This window comes from Capnocytophaga cynodegmi DSM 19736, from assembly GCF_000379185.1.
In the GTDB taxonomy this organism is placed as follows: domain Bacteria; phylum Bacteroidota; class Bacteroidia; order Flavobacteriales; family Flavobacteriaceae; genus Capnocytophaga; species Capnocytophaga cynodegmi.
This window is the reverse complement of the sequence record NZ_KB900711.1, coordinates 16696-34920: the sequence shown is the minus strand read 5'-3', so window position 1 is coordinate 34920 and position 18225 is coordinate 16696. Positions and strand designations below refer to the sequence as shown.

Genomic DNA, 18225 nt, shown 5'->3' with positions numbered 1-18225 from the left:
TTTTAATTTGGTTATAGATGTAAGATGATTTTGTCAATTTATAAATAGCTTGTATCTTCGCATCGTTGAGTTACAACGCAAAAGAAGTAAAATCAATGAAATTGGCTCCGTTACTAAATCGTTACCTCATAGACTTTGAAAAACAAGTAACACACTGATAATAAATATGTTGTGAAATTAGTTGAATTCCCTTAGATGAAAAGAACCAAAAATCAAGGCTTTGGATACTTCGCTAAAAATCAGATGAATTCCGCTGAAAATCTCCAAACTTACTCCCTACGGTCGCTTCGAACAATGAAAAATTTTCACGCTTTATTCGTTGATTTTCTTAACGCCAAATCTCCAATGCCGATGAAAAGCGGTCAAAATACTGAAAAATCAGTGTTTAAACATTAAAAAGTATATGCAATTAAGTACTGAAATGAAAATAGTAATACCAAATAATTTTTGATACTTGGACTTCAAAACTTCGTGTTAGTCTCGGCGGAGTTAAAGACTTTTATCTCAGTAATTTTAGACTCGAAATTATGAATGTGTCTTCGTTACTTCTTCGTTGTTTCTTCGTTTATTTACGATGCTTTTTTGTAGTAATCAATCCACGCTTCGACTTCGCTCAGTGTAACATTTAAAATTAAAAATCAATTACTTTAAAATTTCTGTTTTTTCTGTTACATTAGCGGGAATATCGGAAGCCTGAATGATTATTTTATCTCCTGAGAGGTCGGGATTTTGTGTGGTGGCGGTATAAATCCAATCGATGCCTTGTAAAACAGCTTCGCCCTCCTCAACCAACGAACCATCTGCATTTTGGATAATTACCTTTACGGAAATGACCTTAAAATCGTCTGTAGCTCGAATAACAATCGTGTCTCCTGCATTGCCTTTGTAGTTTGATACATTGATACTTTCGATTTTAGGTGCATTGAGCAGGTCGGCAACAGCTACGTTGTAGGCTTTTTTGCCTGTGGTTTCGTAAAGTACCTTTTGATTGTCGTCTGCAAGGACAGCCTTTCCGTAGAGTACCGCCTGTTGGAACTTGGCTTGTTGTTGTTTTTGCTTTTCGGAATCTTCTCCTTTGCGTTTTTTGGGAGCTTTGGAAACAATGGTTTTCCCGTTTCGTTGCGAGAAGACTAAAATATCTCCCACTTTTCCACTTAATCCGTGGGTTACGATGTTGTTCTTTGATTGTGCCATTTTTTTATGATTTTAGTTTTAATAATATGTTTAAAAGTTCATTGAATAAAAATTGCTTTTCACTGAGCTTTCCAAAAAAACGCTTGTCAAACTCTTCCACTTCAAAAATTGCTTTTTTGATGCAGTCCACACCTTTATTTGTAATTTCTACTACCTTAGCTCGTGTGTCGGTTTTGTGTTCTTTTCGTATTATGAAAGTTTTCTTTTCTAAATTTCTAACGATTTGAGATGTAGTCATTGGGTCAATCTGTGTGAAATTTGACAATGAAACCTGTGTAGCTTCTTCTTTTTTCAAAGAGAACCAGTAAATACTTGCCAAAATCATAAATTGTGGATGTGTTAAACTGAAAGGTTGTAGTATTTTCTTAATTTCTCTTTGCCACAAATTCGTTACTTGTAAAAGCAGAAGACCAGAGCTGTCTTCGGGTGTTAATTGAAAAATTCTTTTCATTTTCTGACTACAAGGTTATAATTGTTTAGCGTGTTTGATTTGATTTTCAATATCTTTTGGAATATTTTTTACAATATCATTGGCTACAAGTTTTATCCAAAGTCTTGATAACAATCCTTTTACGCTCATTGTTATGGTAATTTTTAGTCCATCGGGAGTTTCTTCGTACAAATGTTCCCCGTACATTTTTGCCAGAGGAAATCGGGTTAAGTCCGTGAATTTCCTAAAGGGTTCTAATTCCACAATTTCCATTTTCACTTTGGGAGCTTTTTTAGGTTTTAGGATGAAGAAACTCCCCACTTTCAATTCGCCCAATAATTTTGAGTATTCTATGGAAGTCTTCCAGCGATTCCAATTATCAATATCTGTAAACAATTGCCAGATTTGCTCTTTTTTAATTTCTTGGGTAACTACCGAATACGATTTTGTCCACATAATTTATGTTAGTTAAAATTCGGGACAAAGATAATAATAAATGTGTATATAATAAGTATACTTATAATAATATTTTTATTTAAGGAGTCAATAAAATTGATATTATTATCTTAGATTTAAAATTAGATTTATGGTCAAAACTATTAAAAGCAGAAGAAATTGATGATAATTATTTGATTTTCAAAACTAAAAATTTCCCAATCAATCCTTGGGTAACGATGTTGTTCTTTGATTGTGCCATAATTGTAATACTTTAGAATTATTGAAAGTCATTGAGTTTTTTCATTGCTTCAACAAGTGAATCGTGTATGTAAGTCATATCCGAATCAGGTTCTAATATCCATACAGCATCGGTTTCTTCGGTGTTTTCTTCTGAAATCCAATCGGATTCGTCATATTCCGACAAATCAAAAAGCCACCATAAATTGCCTTGCGGGTCGATGAAGCGAGCTAATTTCCCTCCATAAAAATCGGTAGGCTGGGTAACAACAGTCGCTCCGAGTGATTCGGCGGTTGCGAGTTTTCTATCTATATCATTCACATAGACTTGCAATAGAGAGGGCGTATGTTTCCAACCTTCTTTTCGGTCGAAAATAATAATCGTAGTATCGCCAATGGTTATACTACTGTTGAAAATCTTTCCGTCGGATTGGCTGATTGCCAAAGCGTTTTTATCTTCTTGAGCATCAAAAACTTTCTCCAAAAACGAAATTAAAGCACGGGTATCTTGTGTGGAAATGAGGGCGTTTACAGTGTGGCTTCCTTTCGGTACATTTACTTTTTCAGTCATTTTTATGTAAATTTAAATTAGAGGCAAAGCTACCCCGAATTTGTGTGTTGAAATTGTACCGAAACGACATTTTTCAACTTCTCTTCACAAATAATATCTTAAAAAATTATTCAATGTATATCTCAGAAAAATAGAGGTCATCAAAAACCCTATCAAAATCATATTTTTGTTTTGGAATGTTAGCATAAAAATCTTGAAGTTTTGCCTGAAATGTTCCTTTTTTATCAAGTTCTATAAGTTCATCCCAAAGCCCAAATTTTTTAAATGCTAATTCCAAATATTCCCAATATTCGCTATAATGTTGTATTGCATTATTCGCAAAAGAAATCCATTTATTTCCTGTGAATTTATAATAAACTAATTGTTTATTTTTTGCTGATTCAATGATAAAAAGCAACTTATCGAATTTAAAAACATCATCAACCAGACTTCTATTTGTAAGTCTATCACACAATTTGTAGATATAAACATAACCTGATAAAATCTCTTGTTTTTCTAAAAGTTCGTTTAGAAACAGATTATCCGAATCGGTTAATTTATATCCTGCTTTAAAAAGAGATTTAATAGGTAAATATCCATCAATGTTTTTATTTAAGAAAATAGCTTGAAATGGAGTTTTACCTGAACTATCAGGTTTGTTGATGTCCAATTCGATTTCTTTACTTTGTAAAATAAATTCAATAAATTTTACATCTCCCTGAGTTGCACTATCTATCCACTCAATCAAAGGATTCTTTGTTCTCTCTTTGAATTTTAGGTGTTTATTGAGAATTTCAATTTCAAAATCATTCATTTCTTCGAGTTCTTCAATTATAACATCAAAGTTTTGGGCTTTTCTATCTCTATGCTTTTTTATTAATTCGATTAATTCATTAGCTCTATATCTTGCGTTGTTTAATTTGCTTTCTTCAATTCTCTTTCTTTCGATTTCTTCTAACTCTTCATTTCTTTTCTTTTGGAGAATTTCTTTTTTTATTTTGTTATCCTCAAAATTGTAATAAAAAACTTGAAAATCTTGATTATCGTATTTTAATTCATTTAATGACACAGATTTTTTCGACCATTTAACCCTTAGTTCATTATTTTCTGTTAACAGAACATATTTATATTCACATTCCAGTTTGAATTTTTCTGAATTTTCATCTAACTTAAAAAAATTCTGATGCTTTGCTAAATATTTTATATCTCGCTCTAATGTTCCTTGATTATGAACATCGTAGTTATCAAGAATCCAAATAAGATAAATGCCGTGTTTTTTATAAAACTCATAACGGCTCAATATGTAACTAAGTGGTAAATCTGACAGCTGAATTTCAAAAACAATCTCTTTATCTTGGAATTTACAATATACATCTGGACGTCTTTTTCCATCGTCTCTCATTATAAATTTGTTATCAATTGAGATAGAATCCAAATCAACTCCTTCAACCGATTTCAATAATTGTCCAATTTTATTTTTAAGTTCCTTGTGTCTGAAACTTTCTTTCCCTCTCAAAATTTCGGTAAACTGTTTATGCTCTTGTAGGGTTAGTCGCTCATCAGATAAAATACAGTAACTGTGTCCAGGTTCGTGTTTAAAATGTAATCTGTCGTATTTGCTTCCTGAAACTACCAATTCTTGCTGACACTCACAACAAGAAAGGGGCAACTCACCAGTTTGATATTTTTTCCTAATTTGAAAAGCATCTTTGGTTTTATTGAATATTTCGTCTGCATCAAGAATTTCTCCTGTTGACTTATCAAGGGCAATTTTTATTGAACGGTTATATTGTTTCATAGCTCATAATAGTAATTTTATGTATATATCTTTTAATCAACTAAATAAACATTATAAAATCTTTCGGGCTTCTTCCTGTGAATTCCTTAAAATCTCGGTTGAAATGAGCTTGGTCGTAGTAGCCAAATCGATAGGCGATTTCGGTAAGGTTTTCTTTATTTTTGGTGCTTTGTAAATATCTAAACACTTGTTCAAATCGTTTGATTTTGGTGTATTTTCGCAAAGAGAAACCTGTAAACTCCTTAAAATTTCGTTCAAATTGCCGTTGAGAAAGGCAAATATCTTTAGTAGAAATATCGGGACTTAGGAAATTGGTTTTTGATAACCATTTTTCGACAGATTGGTATTTCAGAGGCAAATCTGTTGCTTTTTGCATCAAAAAGTTTGAAAAAAGGCTTACAGCTTCAGTCAATGTTTTGGAATTGAGCATTTCTTCTGTAAGTTGTTTGCCCTCATAACCAAACAAATCCTGCAAAGAGATGCGTTGCCCTCTCAATACTGTTGCGGGGATATTGTGAGTCAACAGAAAAACAGATGGATGCACCCTAACTCCAAAAAGTTTAGCTTTCGGAAAAATGGCTTCATAATTATCGAATACTGTTTTTTGACCGAAAATCATTCCACTTTCGGATAATTCTTCCCGATTTTGAGTGTTTTTCATTGTCCCCTCGCAAAAGAAAACCAAATCGGTAAGCGTGGATGCAGACGAAATATACCGAAAATATTCGTCGGTCTCTGCTGCCCAAAAATGCTCTATATATTTCCGTAAAAATGCGTTGGGTTTAATAATTTGATACCTCATAGCCACCATCAAAGATTGTTTTTCCCACAAAAGTACAATGTTTTTCAAAATACAATAAAATTATTCATAAAAACGTCCCAGTTGGACGTTCTCTACTGCGTATGTTTTAAGTTAATCTATACATTAAGATATTGTTCTTTGATTGTGCTATTTATATATATTTTTAACATTATTGTAAATTCTTCTTAAAAAATGTTTCCAGCTTATCAAACGGAATTACTCCTGCCTGATTGTCGTAAAAGTCCGTATGGCGGGCATTGGAAATGATAAGCAGTTCCTTATTTTCGCTTCCTACGGATTGGTAGGCATCTTCGCTCATATAGCGGGAATGGGCGTTTTCTCCCGCAACGATAAGGGTCGGGACATCTATTTCGTGAGCATACGACAGCAATGGAAAATTTAGAAACGAAAGCAGTGTAGTGGCTGTCCAAACCTGATTGGAAACCGAACGCTCGTGGAAACCTCTCGGAGTTTTATAAAACTCGATATAATCGTTCAGGAACTGAGGAACTTTATCGGAAGGAACGTCTGGCATCGGATAGCCAGGAGCAGGCATTCCCGTTTCGGCATCCGTCCAACGAAGCGCATTGAGCGAACGCTTCATTTCTAGACGCATTTCGGGTGTGTTACTGTCGAAATATCCTTTGCTAAAGACGCGAGACATATCGTACATTACCATCGTCGCCACCGCCTTTATTCGCGTGTCGATAGCCGTAGCGTTCAGGGCAAATCCGCCCCAACCGCAGATGCCAATAAGCCCTATTTTTTCTCTGTCCACAAAGGGTTGAAGCCCCAAGCAATCGACCGCAGCCGAAAAGTCTTCGGTATTGATGTCGGGTGAGGCTACATTGCGAGGTTCGCCACCGCTTTCGCCTGTATAAGAAGGGTCAAAAGCCAAGGTTACAAAACCTCTTTCCGCCATCATCTGGGCGTAAAATCCGGAGGCTTGCTCCTTTACCGCTCCGAATCCACCGCAAACGGCAAGAGCTGCAAGTTTCGTGTTCTCGCTGTTTTTCGGAAAGTACAAATCGCCGACAAGAGCTATGCCGTAGCGATTTCTGAACGTTACTTTTTTATGTTCTACTTTATCACTTTTCGGGAAAATTTTGTCCCAACAGTCAGCACCGGAGTGCATTTTTTTGTTTGTGTTCATATTGTTGAAATATTAATGATTTTAATTTATGTATTATATTCTTTTGTAATGCAATTGCACAAGTCCTGTGTCGTAAGGGGTTACGCTGATGAGTTTTAGTGGCTGTTCGGGTCTGTTGTCGTTAAACAATTTTGTGCCGTTGCCCACCAATATCGGAATGACGGAAATGATGAGTTCGTCCAATAAATCGCCCTTCAAAAGTTCATTCACGATTTGAGCCCCGCCGTCGCAATAGATGTTTTGGCGAGTTTCTTTTTTCAGTTTGCCGATGAGCAGCGATATATCTCCTGTATAAAAATGAATGTTCCCTGCGGAAGGTCTTTCGGTTTTCGTCAGTACATAAACCGTTTTTTCCTTATGCGGAAATTCCCCTACCGCATTCACTACCCAGTCGTATGTTTTTCGTCCGATAATCAGCGTATCCACCGTTGATATAAAACGCTCAAAACCATAATCTTCTCCTTCTTTTTCCACGATGGATAAGAAACTTAAATCGTCATTGGGCTTGGCGATATACCCGTCCAAACTCATTGAGATGTATAGAATTACTTTACTCATATATTATATTGTATATTGGTTATTTCTGTTTTTGATGTAACCACAAAATCAATCAGTTTGACAGAATTTCGCTTTTCGTATTTTTCTTAAATACAAGCCTATCCCTAAATAAATCATCAGCGGAATAATACCGAAAGTTGGCGAAATCAATAATGTTTTATCAGACGAAACAACGGCAAAACCTTCGGAAATCAGCGGATTGAGAGCGTCTTTTATCGTGTGCATTAAAATGACCACCCACAGTGAACGCGAAAGAAAGAAAACTTCAGTGTACATAATCGTCCAAACACCGACTACCACAAAGCCATAAACAAAAAGCCAAAGTCCACCATAAGGGAAAAATTGAGCCAGATAGCCGTCTTCCAAAAACACCAGATAATAAGGGGCGTGCCAAGTCTGCCACACCAGTGCCACCACTAAATAAATCAACCATTCGTTTTTGGTAAGTTGCTCCATTTTTACGGTCAGATAGCCTCGCCAAACCGATTCTTCAAAGATATTTTTGATAAATTCGGGCAGAAAAGCGGTTGCTAATATCGGTAAATAGGTTGCAAAACTAAACTTGCCCACATCTATCCAGCCCAGCATTTGCCCTATGCAAAGCGTTATACCGATAACCACTGGATAAACTGCAAGGGCAAATAAATACCAACGGGCGTTTTGCTTGAAATTTGGTTTCAGAGGAATGTCTTTCCAGCCATCTCCACCGAAAAGGCGAAGCAAAAGCATACACAAAAGTGGCGTAGCAATAAAAATCAACGCTCCGAGCGATTCCAAATTGGAAGGCTGACCAAGTAACTTATCCACCCCGACACCTACCCAACCGCAAGTGATAGCCACCAAGCTGAATAGAGCAACATTTCTGAAAGTTTTTGATTTGGTGTTCATATTATTTAAAAAATGATTATTTTAAATTTATCATTTGTGATTTCATTTTTTTGAAGCCACAAGTGACAACGCCGAAGCCAGATACGATAGGATAAATAACTGTAAATCAGGTTCGATTTTCTCAACAAATTCAGTCAAAATGTCATAGCTCTTTTGTGCAAATCCCTTAAATTCTTTTGAGAAAAATCCCAAGTTGAGAGCAACTTCGTGGTAAATAATTCCCAATCGAACCTTGTTTAATTCGGTTGGGTTTTCTCTAAAATCCGATTACACTTCGGCAAGTTTTTATTTCAGAAGCTCGCTATCAATGAACTCCATCACATCGTCTAAGCGAGTTTCAAACGCTTTTACTTTGTTAAAATCAAGTATTTGTAAATTATTCATATCTGTAAATTTTAATTATTCTAAAATCTGTTTTACTTTTTCTTTATTAGATAAATTCCCGAAGCAATTCCCCATAGCAATAAACTAATAATTGCTACCAAAGCCAATGGAATAAAAATTTCAGAAGCATAATATGTTCCAACAATCTGTAAAGGCACAGCTGCGATAGCCAATGCTGTAACCAAAGACGAACTAATGATACGTGAAAAAATAAGGATAAATAGAGCCAATATCAGCATCAACCAATGAATGCCAGCAAAAACTTGACTGGCGGTCATCACAGCCATTTCACCAGTAACAGTCGGTAAGCCGTTGACTGGATAAACCAAGCGTCCTAAAGGCAAAACAACCCCAGTAGTTGTGCCAATAGTCAAAGTAATAGTAATCATCATAGCCAAACTGCTATTGATAGGTTGTTGTTTCTTAATTCGTCCGTAAAGTAACAGGGTAGCAGTCAAAATTACAGGTGTGGCAAAAGCAAGCAACTCATCTGCCACCTGCAACCATAACAGATTTTGTGTTACCCAATTTTTAACACCAACAGCATCTGCCGACGGCATTGGCAAAGTTAGTGCCACTATCAGCAATGATACAGCCAATAAGCAAAAACCAACTATCAGCAACCAACCACTAATGATGAAAATTCTATTTGATTTTAATGTATTTAGTACCATAAATTTCACGAATTATAAAAATCTTAATTTACGACAGAATTATAGCTATTCTTTATTAAATATACCAAGAAGCAAATCATCACAAAACCAAATTATCATTTTCATCAAATTCCCAATAAGGATTGTAGGCAACTTCAAACAGGTAGCCGTCCAAATCTTTGAAATAGCCACTATATCCGCCCCAATACACTTTTTGAGCAGGTTTTACGATGGTTGCCCCCAACTGAGCTACTTTCTGTAATACTTCATCTACCTCTTCTTCCGATTTTGCATTGAACGAAATCGTTAGTCCTGAAAATGAGGAACTTTCATAGGGCAAAGTAGTGTCTTCTTCTAAATCTTTTAAGAGATGCAACCCCAAAACAATGCCTTCGAGCGGAAACAAAGCGTATTCATCTAAGCTCTGTACAGACTTTTTCCAGCCTAAATTTTCGTAAAAGTTCAACGATTTTTCAAAATCACGAACCCCCAATGTAATTAAATTCAATTTTTGTCTCATTTTTTACAATATTTTATTAAAATTTGGATTATTCTAAAATCTGTTTTACTTTTTCTTCGTCATAGACAAATAGTCCTGTGGCAATCAGCGAGGCAATGCCGTGAACCAACATCCACGATTTGGCGATAATGTTTTTTACGCCTTCGTCGGATAATTGTCGGTATTCTTCTGAATTTTTCATTATGTTTACTATTTGCTGACTTTCCGGAAAAATATCTGTAAGTTTTATATTCATAATATTATCCATATAGAAAGCCTTAAATAAAGCGGGTTCTGTATGAGCCATTTGCACATACCCCAATCCTAAATCAAGGAAAGAGTTTCCTGTTTTTGAATAGCCCAACATTGTGTTTTGTAAGTGAATAAGAGCTTTTTGGCAGACTTCAGCTTTGAGGTCGTCCATATTTTTGTATGTCCAATAAATGGGCTGTGTGGAGCAACCAATTTGTTTTGCAATGTTTCGGGCAGAAAGTACCGCAAACCCTTCTTTTCGAACCATTTCAAAAGAAGTTTCAATGATAATTTCTTTCGTTATTGTCGTTGTTTTAGGCATAATATTATTTTATAACACACATTATATAACTATTGTTATATTTTATTGCAAAAGTAATATGTTTTTTTGAACAGACAAATTTTCTATAAGAAAAAAGAACGCAATTTTCTTCCTTTAATTTTAAAATCTTATAAGTTATGTTCTTTCTAAACCAAAAACGCCCCGATTAAGGAGCATTTTTGTGTCTTTTTTGATTATCTAATAAATTCCTAGATTACACGATATTGGTTTTTACAAGAAATTTGATTATTACTCAGGTTCTGTGTAGGTTACTATATCAATACCGATGCCATTGGGGTCTTTGATAGCGAAATGGCGGTCGCCCCAAGGTTCGTTTCGTAGTTCAATCTCAATAGGAATGTTTTTGTTTTTCAATTCTTTATAAACTTCATCTACATTTTCGACTTCAATAGTGAGGTAAACACCTTGATTTTGAAAAGGTTTCTGAAAAATAGGCTGTTGGCTCGGGTGATTGGGAAGCAAAAAACTGATTTCTGCCTCTTGATTAGGAGTGTGGAGCAAAAGGTAAAATTCGTTTTCGAAGCTCACGCCAAAGTTTAAAATTTCGGTATAAAAGGCTTTGGTATCTGCTAATTTTTCGGTGATAATTCCTGTATTCAATTTCATTTTTTCTGAATTCTAATTTTTGGCAAAATTATCAAGAGAGATGAAACCAAAATAGGAAAAAAGGGACAGAATTATTTATACATCAAATTTTCTTGTGGCTCGTTTTATAATCCATTGGGTATGCGGATTTTCGAAAGTTTTCCAGCGGTGGATGAGAGGTAAAACAGCTTCTTTATTCACTTTAAGCCAGTCGGTTAGGTGATTGGCAACGGATTTCTTTACAAACATAATTTCATCATCTTTTAGGAGTTCCAAAATTTGAAAAACAGGAGCAGGATTTTCTACAAAAGTATCTAATTTACTCGCCCAAGGGAGCTTAGGTCTCAGTCCCTCACTTGCCAACCTACGTAAGTGAAAATTAGGAGATTTTGCCCATTTTTCAATGATTTCTAGTGATTTTTCAGGATATTTTCTGATAAATGGACGTACGGCGTATTCACCTGTATTTCTCTTAGTTATCTCCTCTATAGCATTCATCGAAAGTGTAAAATGATTAATACCATAACGTTCTACAAATTTTCCAATAGGCAAAATCCAATAATAATGTGTGAACATTCCTGTTTGATTGGGATTTTCTTCGCCCAAAATAGAGAGTAATACACGCAGATCTTCTTTGTAGTCTGCTGAAAGATAGTTTTTTAACAAATCTGCGATGGTGATTATTCTCTGTGTGTAAGTTTGCCCAATAACCTTATTTCCTGTGTCTTTTATGAAATTTTTGCTGTTAAAATCAAGATAAACCCTATTAATTTTTTCAGCTAACAATTCGGCAAGATTTGCACCAAATTTTTCGGTAATGCTGTAATTCGTTCCCATCTTCGTGAATTTTAGGCAAAAATAGAAATGTTTTTTAATGATAAAATAGGAAAAAGGGGACAAATTATTTGTAATAAACCTCCCTCGGCGTTACCCCACAAAAAGTTTTAAATTCTTTGATAAAGTGAGATTGGTCGTAATAGCCCATATCGTAAAATGATGGATTATCAGTGTTTTGATTGGAAATTTTAGCATTCAAAAAAGACTGAAAACGAACGACTTGACTAAAAGTTTTTGGGGTATCGCCAATGTAAAATTCAAACAATCGGCGGAGATGACGAGGACTAATTCCCGTATCTAAATCGCTCACTATCCGTGCATTTCCTTTTGATTTTAAAATAATTTCCAAAGCTTTATAGAATCTGTTGTCTATACTAAAATCAGTCTTTTCTAAATGTTTATTAAAAAATGTATCTAACTCATTTTTAATCTGTTGTAAACTCTGCGGATTACTGAATTTATGAGCAATGAATGTCGCCAAATCGGAAGAAACCAAATTCAAAAGAATATCATTATTGCTCAATTCTTTGGCGTCTTGTTTGAAAATCAACGGAAAAGCAGAAGGCAAAAATCGTATTCCCACATAGTTAAACTCTTTCCCCAAAGGAAATTCCGTATAACTTCGGCAAAACCCCATAAGGTAACTTTCATCGGGATTATCCAACTCAAAAAACACATCAATACAACCATCGGAAATCACTCTATATACATAGTTTTCAGTAAGTTGTGTTTTTGTTTTAAGTTGCCAATAGCAATAGATGAAAGGCAATAATTTTTCATCAGGAAAGATTTCTGTATAAAACACATTTTCAGCCGATTGAATAATCGTTGGCTGAATGGGTTTGTAGTAATTTCGTATGTTCAAAGAGGATTGCAAGAAGTATGATTTTGAGACAAATTTAAAAACTTTTCTCTGTATTTCAATATTTTACAAAAAGAATGAGTATCTTCATATATTTCATAAATTTGGAATTTATCAAAGACAATCATCACATTTGCATTTCATTTTTGAGAGTTCTACTTCAAAAGTTGTGTGATGGATATTTTGATGCTCAAGTGTGTGCTTTAGTTCTTTTTTGACTTTTTCCATTTCTTCAAATGTAATGTTGTCCTTCACCACCAAATGAGCTGTCAGTGCGTTTTGCGAACTACTTAAAGCCCAGATATGTATGTGATGTACCGAACAAATTAAAGGGTGCTGTTCTATAATTTCTCTGATTTTATCGACCTTAATATTTTGCGGAACTCCGTCAAGAATTAACTTAACGCTCTCCACAAGCAAACGCCAAGTGGAAATAAGAATAATTACCGCAACAAGGCAACTTGTTATCACGTCAGCAATATTCCACCCAGTAAAATAAATTATTATCCCTGAGATAATTACACCAACGGACACTAACGCATCTACCAATAAATGCAAAAACGCCCCTTTTATATTGATGTCCTCTTTTTGTCCTTTATGGAAAAGAAAAGCGGAAAGTGTATTGATAATCACTCCAATAATAGCGGTAATAATAATCACACTGCTGGTCATTTCGGGGGGAGATTGGAATCGCTCAACAGCTTCAATAATAATTTTAATAGCAATGTACACCAGCAACAACGCATTGATGAGAGACGCTAAAATAGAAGCCTTTTTGTAACCATACGTAAAGGAATAAGAACTCGCCTTTTGTGCCAACTTAAGTCCGATGAGGGAAATCAAAAGACTTGCTACATCGCTCAGGTTGTGTGTTGCATCTGAAATAAGTGCCAATGAATTTACTCGAAAACCTGCTACAAACTCAACGATGGTGTAGATCAAATTCAGCCCGATACCCACATAGAAAGCTCGGCTGATGTTTTCCAAATGGCTCACCGAATGATGATGGTGATGATGCTCTTCGTGTAAATGTCCCATTGCTTTGTATTTTTAGTTTGTTGTTTATCAGTTTTGTTTTTCTTCGCAAAGGTAATGCTTTTCGGATTGAAAATCACGTTAAGTACACGGAAATAAAGGTTTTTAGTGAATTGATAGTAAAAAAGACAAACTAAAACTACAATAGTTGGTTAAAAAATAATTTATTCTATATCAAAGCAAAGCTAATACGATCCTTATTTTATCGCCTTTTTTAATTCATTCATATAGTAACTTGCTTTATTTTCATCATCTGACAACAAGTCCATAAATAGCTTATAAATCATTTCCCCTCCAGTAATTACATTTTCAGCTGTTAGTTGTTCTTTACCCTCAATATCAGTAAATACAATTTCATACCAAAAAAACCACCATTTTTCAAGTTTTATTCTTAAGTCAAATAGTTTAGATAAATTTTGTTTATAAATAGTGGAGTCTAATCCTTCATCTAAAAGAATCCTTGTTAATTCATGTGAAAGCTTATTTCTATATTTCCTCAGTTCATTAAATACTTCTATATCTGCTTCATTGATCGCATTTTGATTCAGAAACCATTTCAAGCTTGCATTTATTGGCTTCTTATCTAAACTAAGTACTTCGGTTTTGTAATCTTGACTTATTAAATCACCTTTTTCAGAATTGTAACCAAATGAGAAAAAAGATCTTGGTTGGTCAATTATATAATCTGTTGTATTTTCAAAATAGGCAATAAATAATCCACTTAAAATTAGGTTGGACTTAAAAAGTTCAGGATTTAATAAATCAACAATTTTTTCATTCATACTAGTGTTAAGATTTCAAAAGATTGATTAAGTATAGGCTTGTGATTCATTCTCAAGCAAATAAAAAATTTCACAACTCTTGGCAAAAATACAAAATTCTCTCATCTTGTGAAATCTACTAAAAAAGCAAAAAAACTACCCTTTTCAGGATAGTTTTTATTAAGTTTCTTCTAATTACTTCAACTCTCCAAACTTGCCTTGTTCAAAATCTTGGAAGGCTTGTATGAGTTCTTGGCGGGTATTCATCACAAACGGACCATAAGCGGCAATGGGTTCGGCAATGGGTTCTCCACTAAGTACTAATATCAAGGCATCAGAAGTGGCTTCCAAAGTGAAATTTTCACCATCGTTTTTGAACAAAACAAAGTGGTCAGCAGCGACTTCCTCCTGTTCGTTTACGCGGATACTTCCCTCCACCGTTACCAAAGTCGTGGTGTAATGTTTTGGGAAAGAAAGTGTGGTTTTTCCTCCTCTTTGCAAACGCACATTATACATATGGATAGGACTAAAAGTAGAAGCCGCACCTTTCACTCCGTTGTATTCCCCTGCAATAACTGCTACTTCGCCATCGGTTATCGGAACTTTGGGGATATCCGCATTTTTTATCGCCTGATACTTAGGCGGAGTGGTTTTGTACTTTGCCGGAAGATTCACCCACAGCTGCATCATATGGAAAAGTCCGCCTGATTTACTCCACTCGGTTTCGTGAAATTCTTTGTGCAAAATGCCATTTCCAGCGGTCATCCATTGTACATCGCCCTCTCCTATCACTCCACCTCCACCTGCACTATCCGCGTGTTCTACCTTGCCTTTGTAAGCGATGGTTACGGTTTCAAAACCCTTGTGCGGGTGTACATCTACCCCTTTCGGAATTTCACTCGGTGGGAAAACATACGGGGCATTATAATCCATCATTATAAAGGGGTCCATACGCTCCATAGAAGAAGTTCCAGGAATGAAATTATGTACGCGAAATCCGTCTCCCACAAAATGCGGTGTGCCGGAACGAACGATTTTTTCTATATGTTTAGTGTTCATAGTCTCTTTTTTAAATTTGTTATTTATTGTTTTACTGCATATTAACTGCAAGAAAAATTATTCTGACTAATCGTTTTTCTTAAAAATATTGGTTTTATCCAAGTTCAGAAAAGGATTATTCAAATTCGGATTATCTTCAAAAGTATAATTCGACATTCTTCTTCTAAATAATTCATTACGAAGATTGATGACTACTTTTTCCAAATCTGCCATATTTTTGAAATCTGCTTTTTCAAATATAATCTCAGAATCTAAAATTCCTGCGATTTTCTTTATTTTGAGGATTTCTTGTTCTTCAATGGTTGCATCTGCCAATATTGCTCCCACAGCAAAGAGATTCAATTTTTCAATGGCTTGTTCGGCATTATCCGCAAATTCAAACACAACTGAAGTATATACTTTTGCCAACTCTCTGATGAAAGTTTCTTCTTTAGAAACAATCAAAACAACATTTTTTTTCATTGTTTAATCTCCTTTTATTTTTCTGATACAAAGATACGACTATATGCAATACATTTTTCAGTAATAGAACATTATCAAGCTAATATACTTTCATATAGTAATTGATTTTTAGATGTTTATTTTGAAAAATGTAGATATTCAATATTTTTCTATTTGCCAATATTGTCTATTTTTGCAATCTAAAAAACTTTTGATGAAAGAAAACAACGAAAATAAATACACGGAAATACAATCGGTTTTAGATGCGATTGAAGTCATTGGCGGGAAGTGGAAATTTCCTATTATTTACAGCCTCTGCGACCATACCAAGCGGTTTAAAGAATTGGAAAACGAACTAAAAGGTATTTCACCCAAAGCCCTTTCCAACGCTTTGAAAGATTTGGAAATGAATGGACTAATACATCGCGAAGTGTTTCCCACCGTTCCCGTTACGGTAGAATACAGCCTTACGCCCTACGGCAAAGACCTCAAACCTGTACTTTCTGCCCTGCAAGAATGGGGCAAAAAACACCGCGAAAAAATCGTGGAATCTTGTAAGGAGAAAAACTAAATAGCATCAAAAAATGAACATTTCTTTATTTGCAAACTTTTACCAACCTTCGCAGCTTACTACTGAAGAGATAGAAATTCTCACTCAAAAACACCAATATTGGGAAGTTCCTAAGGGAACTATCATCTTAAAACAAGGCGAAATCTCCAATGAAAATTATATCATTGAAAAGGGCGTAATACGTACCTACACCTTTGATTCGGACAACAAGGAAATTACCCCTTGACTTATCATTATCACCTCATAAAAATATCATAATGCTATATTTTTCAAAGATTTTTCCTTTCCTACTGATACGTTCATCGTACTTTTAATCAAGATATTGATAAAACCCATCATTTACTTTTTTATTACTTCTTCAATAGGTTTTCGTTTTGAATAAGGAAGCTGTTTTGCATAACCAATACGTAATAATATTTGAGGATTTTGCCCTTTTATAGGAAGTTGATTTTGTAATTTCTGTCGTAACTCAGGAATTTCGCAAGGCTGATTAAGATAGGCGTGAGCAATGCCTTTCTGGGTGAGCAATAGTAAAAATCGTTGCAAAATGCGTCCCGTTTTTACCCACGAAACTATTGTATCTTCCAAATTTGTTAAAAGAACTACGTGTGAGGACGAAGCTATTTTCTTTCTGTCAGTTTGGTTTTGCTTTTTGACGTTAAGCATTCCCTTCACAATGGGTTTGGTAATCCAAATGGGCAGGTTCGGAGCTTCTAAAGCAGCGTAACTGATTCCATCGTTGGTCTTTTCGGAATGCCTTTTATTTAAACGTATCCACGAAAGTAACTCCTGCTTGAAAGCCTCATCATTCATCTGGATTTCATTACCTTTCATCACAAATTCAGTAATCGTTTCAAAAGTTGAAGTTCCTTTTTTCCACAGATAAATAGCATCATTCACTTCTTTTTCAAAAAACTTCAAGATACTTTCTACATCTTCTTCAGGAATTATCTCGTTGTTGTACACTGACCGATTCGTCTGTCTTTTATCAATCTGCTCAAAAAGAGCTTCTTTTACAACTGAATCATCTTTCTCCAAATATATTGTGATTATTCCTTCCGAAGAAACCCTCATATCAGACTTATATCCCAATGTACCAGCAGCCAAACACAGATTTTCAGTAGCACACCCCAAACTGATAAAAAGTTCACGATTATCCGCATCTACCACAGCAAGATGTTTTTCTAAATTGGGTAAAATACGAATGGAATTCTCCCCCATTTCAAACCACCAAGGCTGCGTATTGTGTCCTGAAGGAGCTTTGATAGCACTTTCAATCATACGCATATAATCCGAATTTTGTGCTTTTGTATTCATAATTCCTACTGTTAAAATTAAACCGAAATATACTGCTAACGTTCTCATTTGCTGAAAAGTTTTTTATTTTTCTATGGCAAAGTAACGACTATATATTCTCAAAAAAATCTGTTTTTAGAAACTTTTGTTCTATGATAATTCCTCTCTTACAGTTGAAAGTAAAAAAATATCGCCTTTCTCTGCTAATCTTCTTATACCTGCTCTTGATAAGGCTTCATTTGTGAACGGCACGATATGTTTTGTAAAAAGTTCTTTCAGGCGTTCTTTTCTTATTTCATCTTTCATTGGCTTATCAAAGTCGAAAACATCTTTATAGTCTTTCGTTTCACCGGAATTGACGTGTCCCATAGATTTTTTGATTAAGTCTTTACTTAGCAAATAAGTCTTTTCAAAAACTCCTTGAATAAATATCTTTATATTTAACTGGTAATAATCGCCAAAGTTGGATTTCTGCAAATCAAGTATAGCAAGACATTCTGAACTGTCTTTATACCAACCACCAAAAGCTTTCTTAAAATCATATGTTTTGGCAATTTCATCAAATAGAGTCTTAAAATCTTTACTATCCATAGTTTATA

Annotated in this window: 25 protein-coding genes; 3 read left to right on the top strand and 22 right to left on the bottom strand. The window is 34.8% G+C overall.

From position 1 onward, the window contains the following. Positions 1-195: 195 nt before the first annotated feature. A complete protein-coding gene (locus YW9_RS0104560) occupies positions 196-396 on the top strand; it encodes a hypothetical protein (RefSeq protein WP_018279008.1) in 201 nt (66 codons plus the stop codon). 246 nt (positions 397-642) lie between these two features. Here the strand turns inward: YW9_RS0104560 and YW9_RS0104555 are convergent, their stop codons facing one another. The 20 genes from YW9_RS0104555 to YW9_RS0104455 all read right to left on the bottom strand — a co-directional run bounded on the left by YW9_RS0104555 (position 643) and on the right by YW9_RS0104455 (position 15780). Beyond that, complete coding sequence (locus tag YW9_RS0104555; RefSeq protein WP_018279007.1) at positions 643-1194, bottom strand: hypothetical protein; 552 nt, start codon at positions 1192-1194, stop codon at positions 643-645. Between the two features lie 4 nt (positions 1195-1198). Then, entirely contained in the window at positions 1199-1645 is a 447-nt protein-coding gene (locus YW9_RS0104550) for a MarR family winged helix-turn-helix transcriptional regulator (RefSeq protein ID WP_018279006.1), read from the bottom strand. 15 nt (positions 1646-1660) lie between these two features. Beyond that, positions 1661-2080 (bottom strand): SRPBCC family protein, encoded by a 420-nt coding sequence (locus YW9_RS0104545; protein ID WP_018279005.1) that lies wholly within the window; start codon positions 2078-2080, stop codon positions 1661-1663. Positions 2081-2339: 259 nt separating this feature from the next. Then, the gene (locus YW9_RS12545; RefSeq protein WP_018279004.1) at positions 2340-2870 is read right to left on the bottom strand and encodes a VOC family protein; all 531 of its coding nucleotides are present in this window, start codon (positions 2868-2870) and stop codon (positions 2340-2342) included. Positions 2871-2976: 106 nt separating this feature from the next. Continuing rightward, entirely contained in the window at positions 2977-4647 is a 1671-nt protein-coding gene (locus YW9_RS0104535; RefSeq protein WP_018279003.1) for a DUF6035 family protein, read from the bottom strand. A gap of 40 nt (positions 4648-4687) precedes the next feature. Further along, positions 4688-5497: a helix-turn-helix domain-containing protein gene (locus tag YW9_RS0104530; protein ID WP_018279002.1), complete on the bottom strand. Its 810-nt coding sequence runs from the start codon at positions 5495-5497 to the stop codon at positions 4688-4690. Positions 5498-5618: 121 nt separating this feature from the next. After that, positions 5619-6602: an alpha/beta hydrolase gene (locus YW9_RS0104525; RefSeq protein WP_018279001.1), complete on the bottom strand. Its 984-nt coding sequence runs from the start codon at positions 6600-6602 to the stop codon at positions 5619-5621. 33 nt (positions 6603-6635) lie between these two features. Further along, entirely contained in the window at positions 6636-7160 is a 525-nt protein-coding gene (locus tag YW9_RS0104520; protein ID WP_026193812.1) for a dihydrofolate reductase family protein, read from the bottom strand. Positions 7161-7208: 48 nt separating this feature from the next. Beyond that, on the bottom strand, positions 7209-8048 hold the full coding sequence (locus tag YW9_RS0104515) for a CPBP family glutamic-type intramembrane protease (RefSeq protein WP_018278999.1): 840 nt from the start codon (positions 8046-8048) through the stop codon (positions 7209-7211). 42 nt (positions 8049-8090) lie between these two features. Continuing rightward, the gene (locus tag YW9_RS13685) at positions 8091-8273 is read right to left on the bottom strand and encodes a hypothetical protein (protein WP_018278998.1); all 183 of its coding nucleotides are present in this window, start codon (positions 8271-8273) and stop codon (positions 8091-8093) included. Between the two features lie 191 nt (positions 8274-8464). Beyond that, positions 8465-9106 (bottom strand): hypothetical protein, encoded by a 642-nt coding sequence (locus YW9_RS0104505; protein ID WP_040353761.1) that lies wholly within the window; start codon positions 9104-9106, stop codon positions 8465-8467. Between the two features lie 79 nt (positions 9107-9185). Continuing rightward, on the bottom strand, positions 9186-9605 hold the full coding sequence (locus YW9_RS0104500; protein ID WP_018278996.1) for a VOC family protein: 420 nt from the start codon (positions 9603-9605) through the stop codon (positions 9186-9188). A gap of 28 nt (positions 9606-9633) precedes the next feature. Further along, complete coding sequence (locus tag YW9_RS0104495; RefSeq protein ID WP_018278995.1) at positions 9634-10158, bottom strand: TetR/AcrR family transcriptional regulator; 525 nt, start codon at positions 10156-10158, stop codon at positions 9634-9636. A 249-nt stretch (positions 10159-10407) separates the two neighbouring features. Then, positions 10408-10785, bottom strand: a complete 378-nt coding sequence (locus tag YW9_RS0104490) for a VOC family protein (RefSeq protein ID WP_018278994.1) — start codon at positions 10783-10785, stop codon at positions 10408-10410. A 75-nt stretch (positions 10786-10860) separates the two neighbouring features. Then, a complete protein-coding gene (locus YW9_RS0104485; RefSeq protein ID WP_018278993.1) occupies positions 10861-11601 on the bottom strand; it encodes a DNA alkylation repair protein in 741 nt (246 codons plus the stop codon). 64 nt (positions 11602-11665) lie between these two features. After that, the gene (locus tag YW9_RS0104480; protein ID WP_018278992.1) at positions 11666-12466 is read right to left on the bottom strand and encodes a helix-turn-helix domain-containing protein; all 801 of its coding nucleotides are present in this window, start codon (positions 12464-12466) and stop codon (positions 11666-11668) included. 111 nt (positions 12467-12577) lie between these two features. Beyond that, the gene (locus YW9_RS0104470) at positions 12578-13501 is read right to left on the bottom strand and encodes a cation diffusion facilitator family transporter (RefSeq protein WP_026193810.1); all 924 of its coding nucleotides are present in this window, start codon (positions 13499-13501) and stop codon (positions 12578-12580) included. A 194-nt stretch (positions 13502-13695) separates the two neighbouring features. Further along, positions 13696-14280 (bottom strand): hypothetical protein, encoded by a 585-nt coding sequence (locus tag YW9_RS0104465; RefSeq protein ID WP_018278989.1) that lies wholly within the window; start codon positions 14278-14280, stop codon positions 13696-13698. A 174-nt stretch (positions 14281-14454) separates the two neighbouring features. Then, positions 14455-15318, bottom strand: a complete 864-nt coding sequence (locus tag YW9_RS0104460; RefSeq protein WP_018278988.1) for a pirin family protein — start codon at positions 15316-15318, stop codon at positions 14455-14457. Between the two features lie 66 nt (positions 15319-15384). Then, on the bottom strand, positions 15385-15780 hold the full coding sequence (locus YW9_RS0104455) for a hypothetical protein (protein WP_018278987.1): 396 nt from the start codon (positions 15778-15780) through the stop codon (positions 15385-15387). A 193-nt stretch (positions 15781-15973) separates the two neighbouring features. Here YW9_RS0104455 and YW9_RS0104450 point away from each other — a divergent pair, with 193 nt between their 5' ends. Next, positions 15974-16330, top strand: a complete 357-nt coding sequence (locus YW9_RS0104450; protein ID WP_018278986.1) for a winged helix-turn-helix transcriptional regulator — start codon at positions 15974-15976, stop codon at positions 16328-16330. Positions 16331-16343: 13 nt separating this feature from the next. Further along, complete coding sequence (locus tag YW9_RS0104445; protein WP_018278985.1) at positions 16344-16556, top strand: cyclic nucleotide-binding domain-containing protein; 213 nt, start codon at positions 16344-16346, stop codon at positions 16554-16556. Positions 16557-16669: 113 nt separating this feature from the next. Here the strand turns inward: YW9_RS0104445 and YW9_RS0104440 are convergent, their stop codons facing one another. Both YW9_RS0104440 and YW9_RS0104435 read right to left on the bottom strand, forming a co-directional pair. Beyond that, positions 16670-17695: an Acg family FMN-binding oxidoreductase gene (locus YW9_RS0104440; protein WP_018278984.1), complete on the bottom strand. Its 1026-nt coding sequence runs from the start codon at positions 17693-17695 to the stop codon at positions 16670-16672. Between the two features lie 81 nt (positions 17696-17776). Then, the gene (locus YW9_RS0104435) at positions 17777-18217 is read right to left on the bottom strand and encodes a DUF4304 domain-containing protein (protein WP_018278983.1); all 441 of its coding nucleotides are present in this window, start codon (positions 18215-18217) and stop codon (positions 17777-17779) included. Positions 18218-18225: the final 8 nt, after the last annotated feature.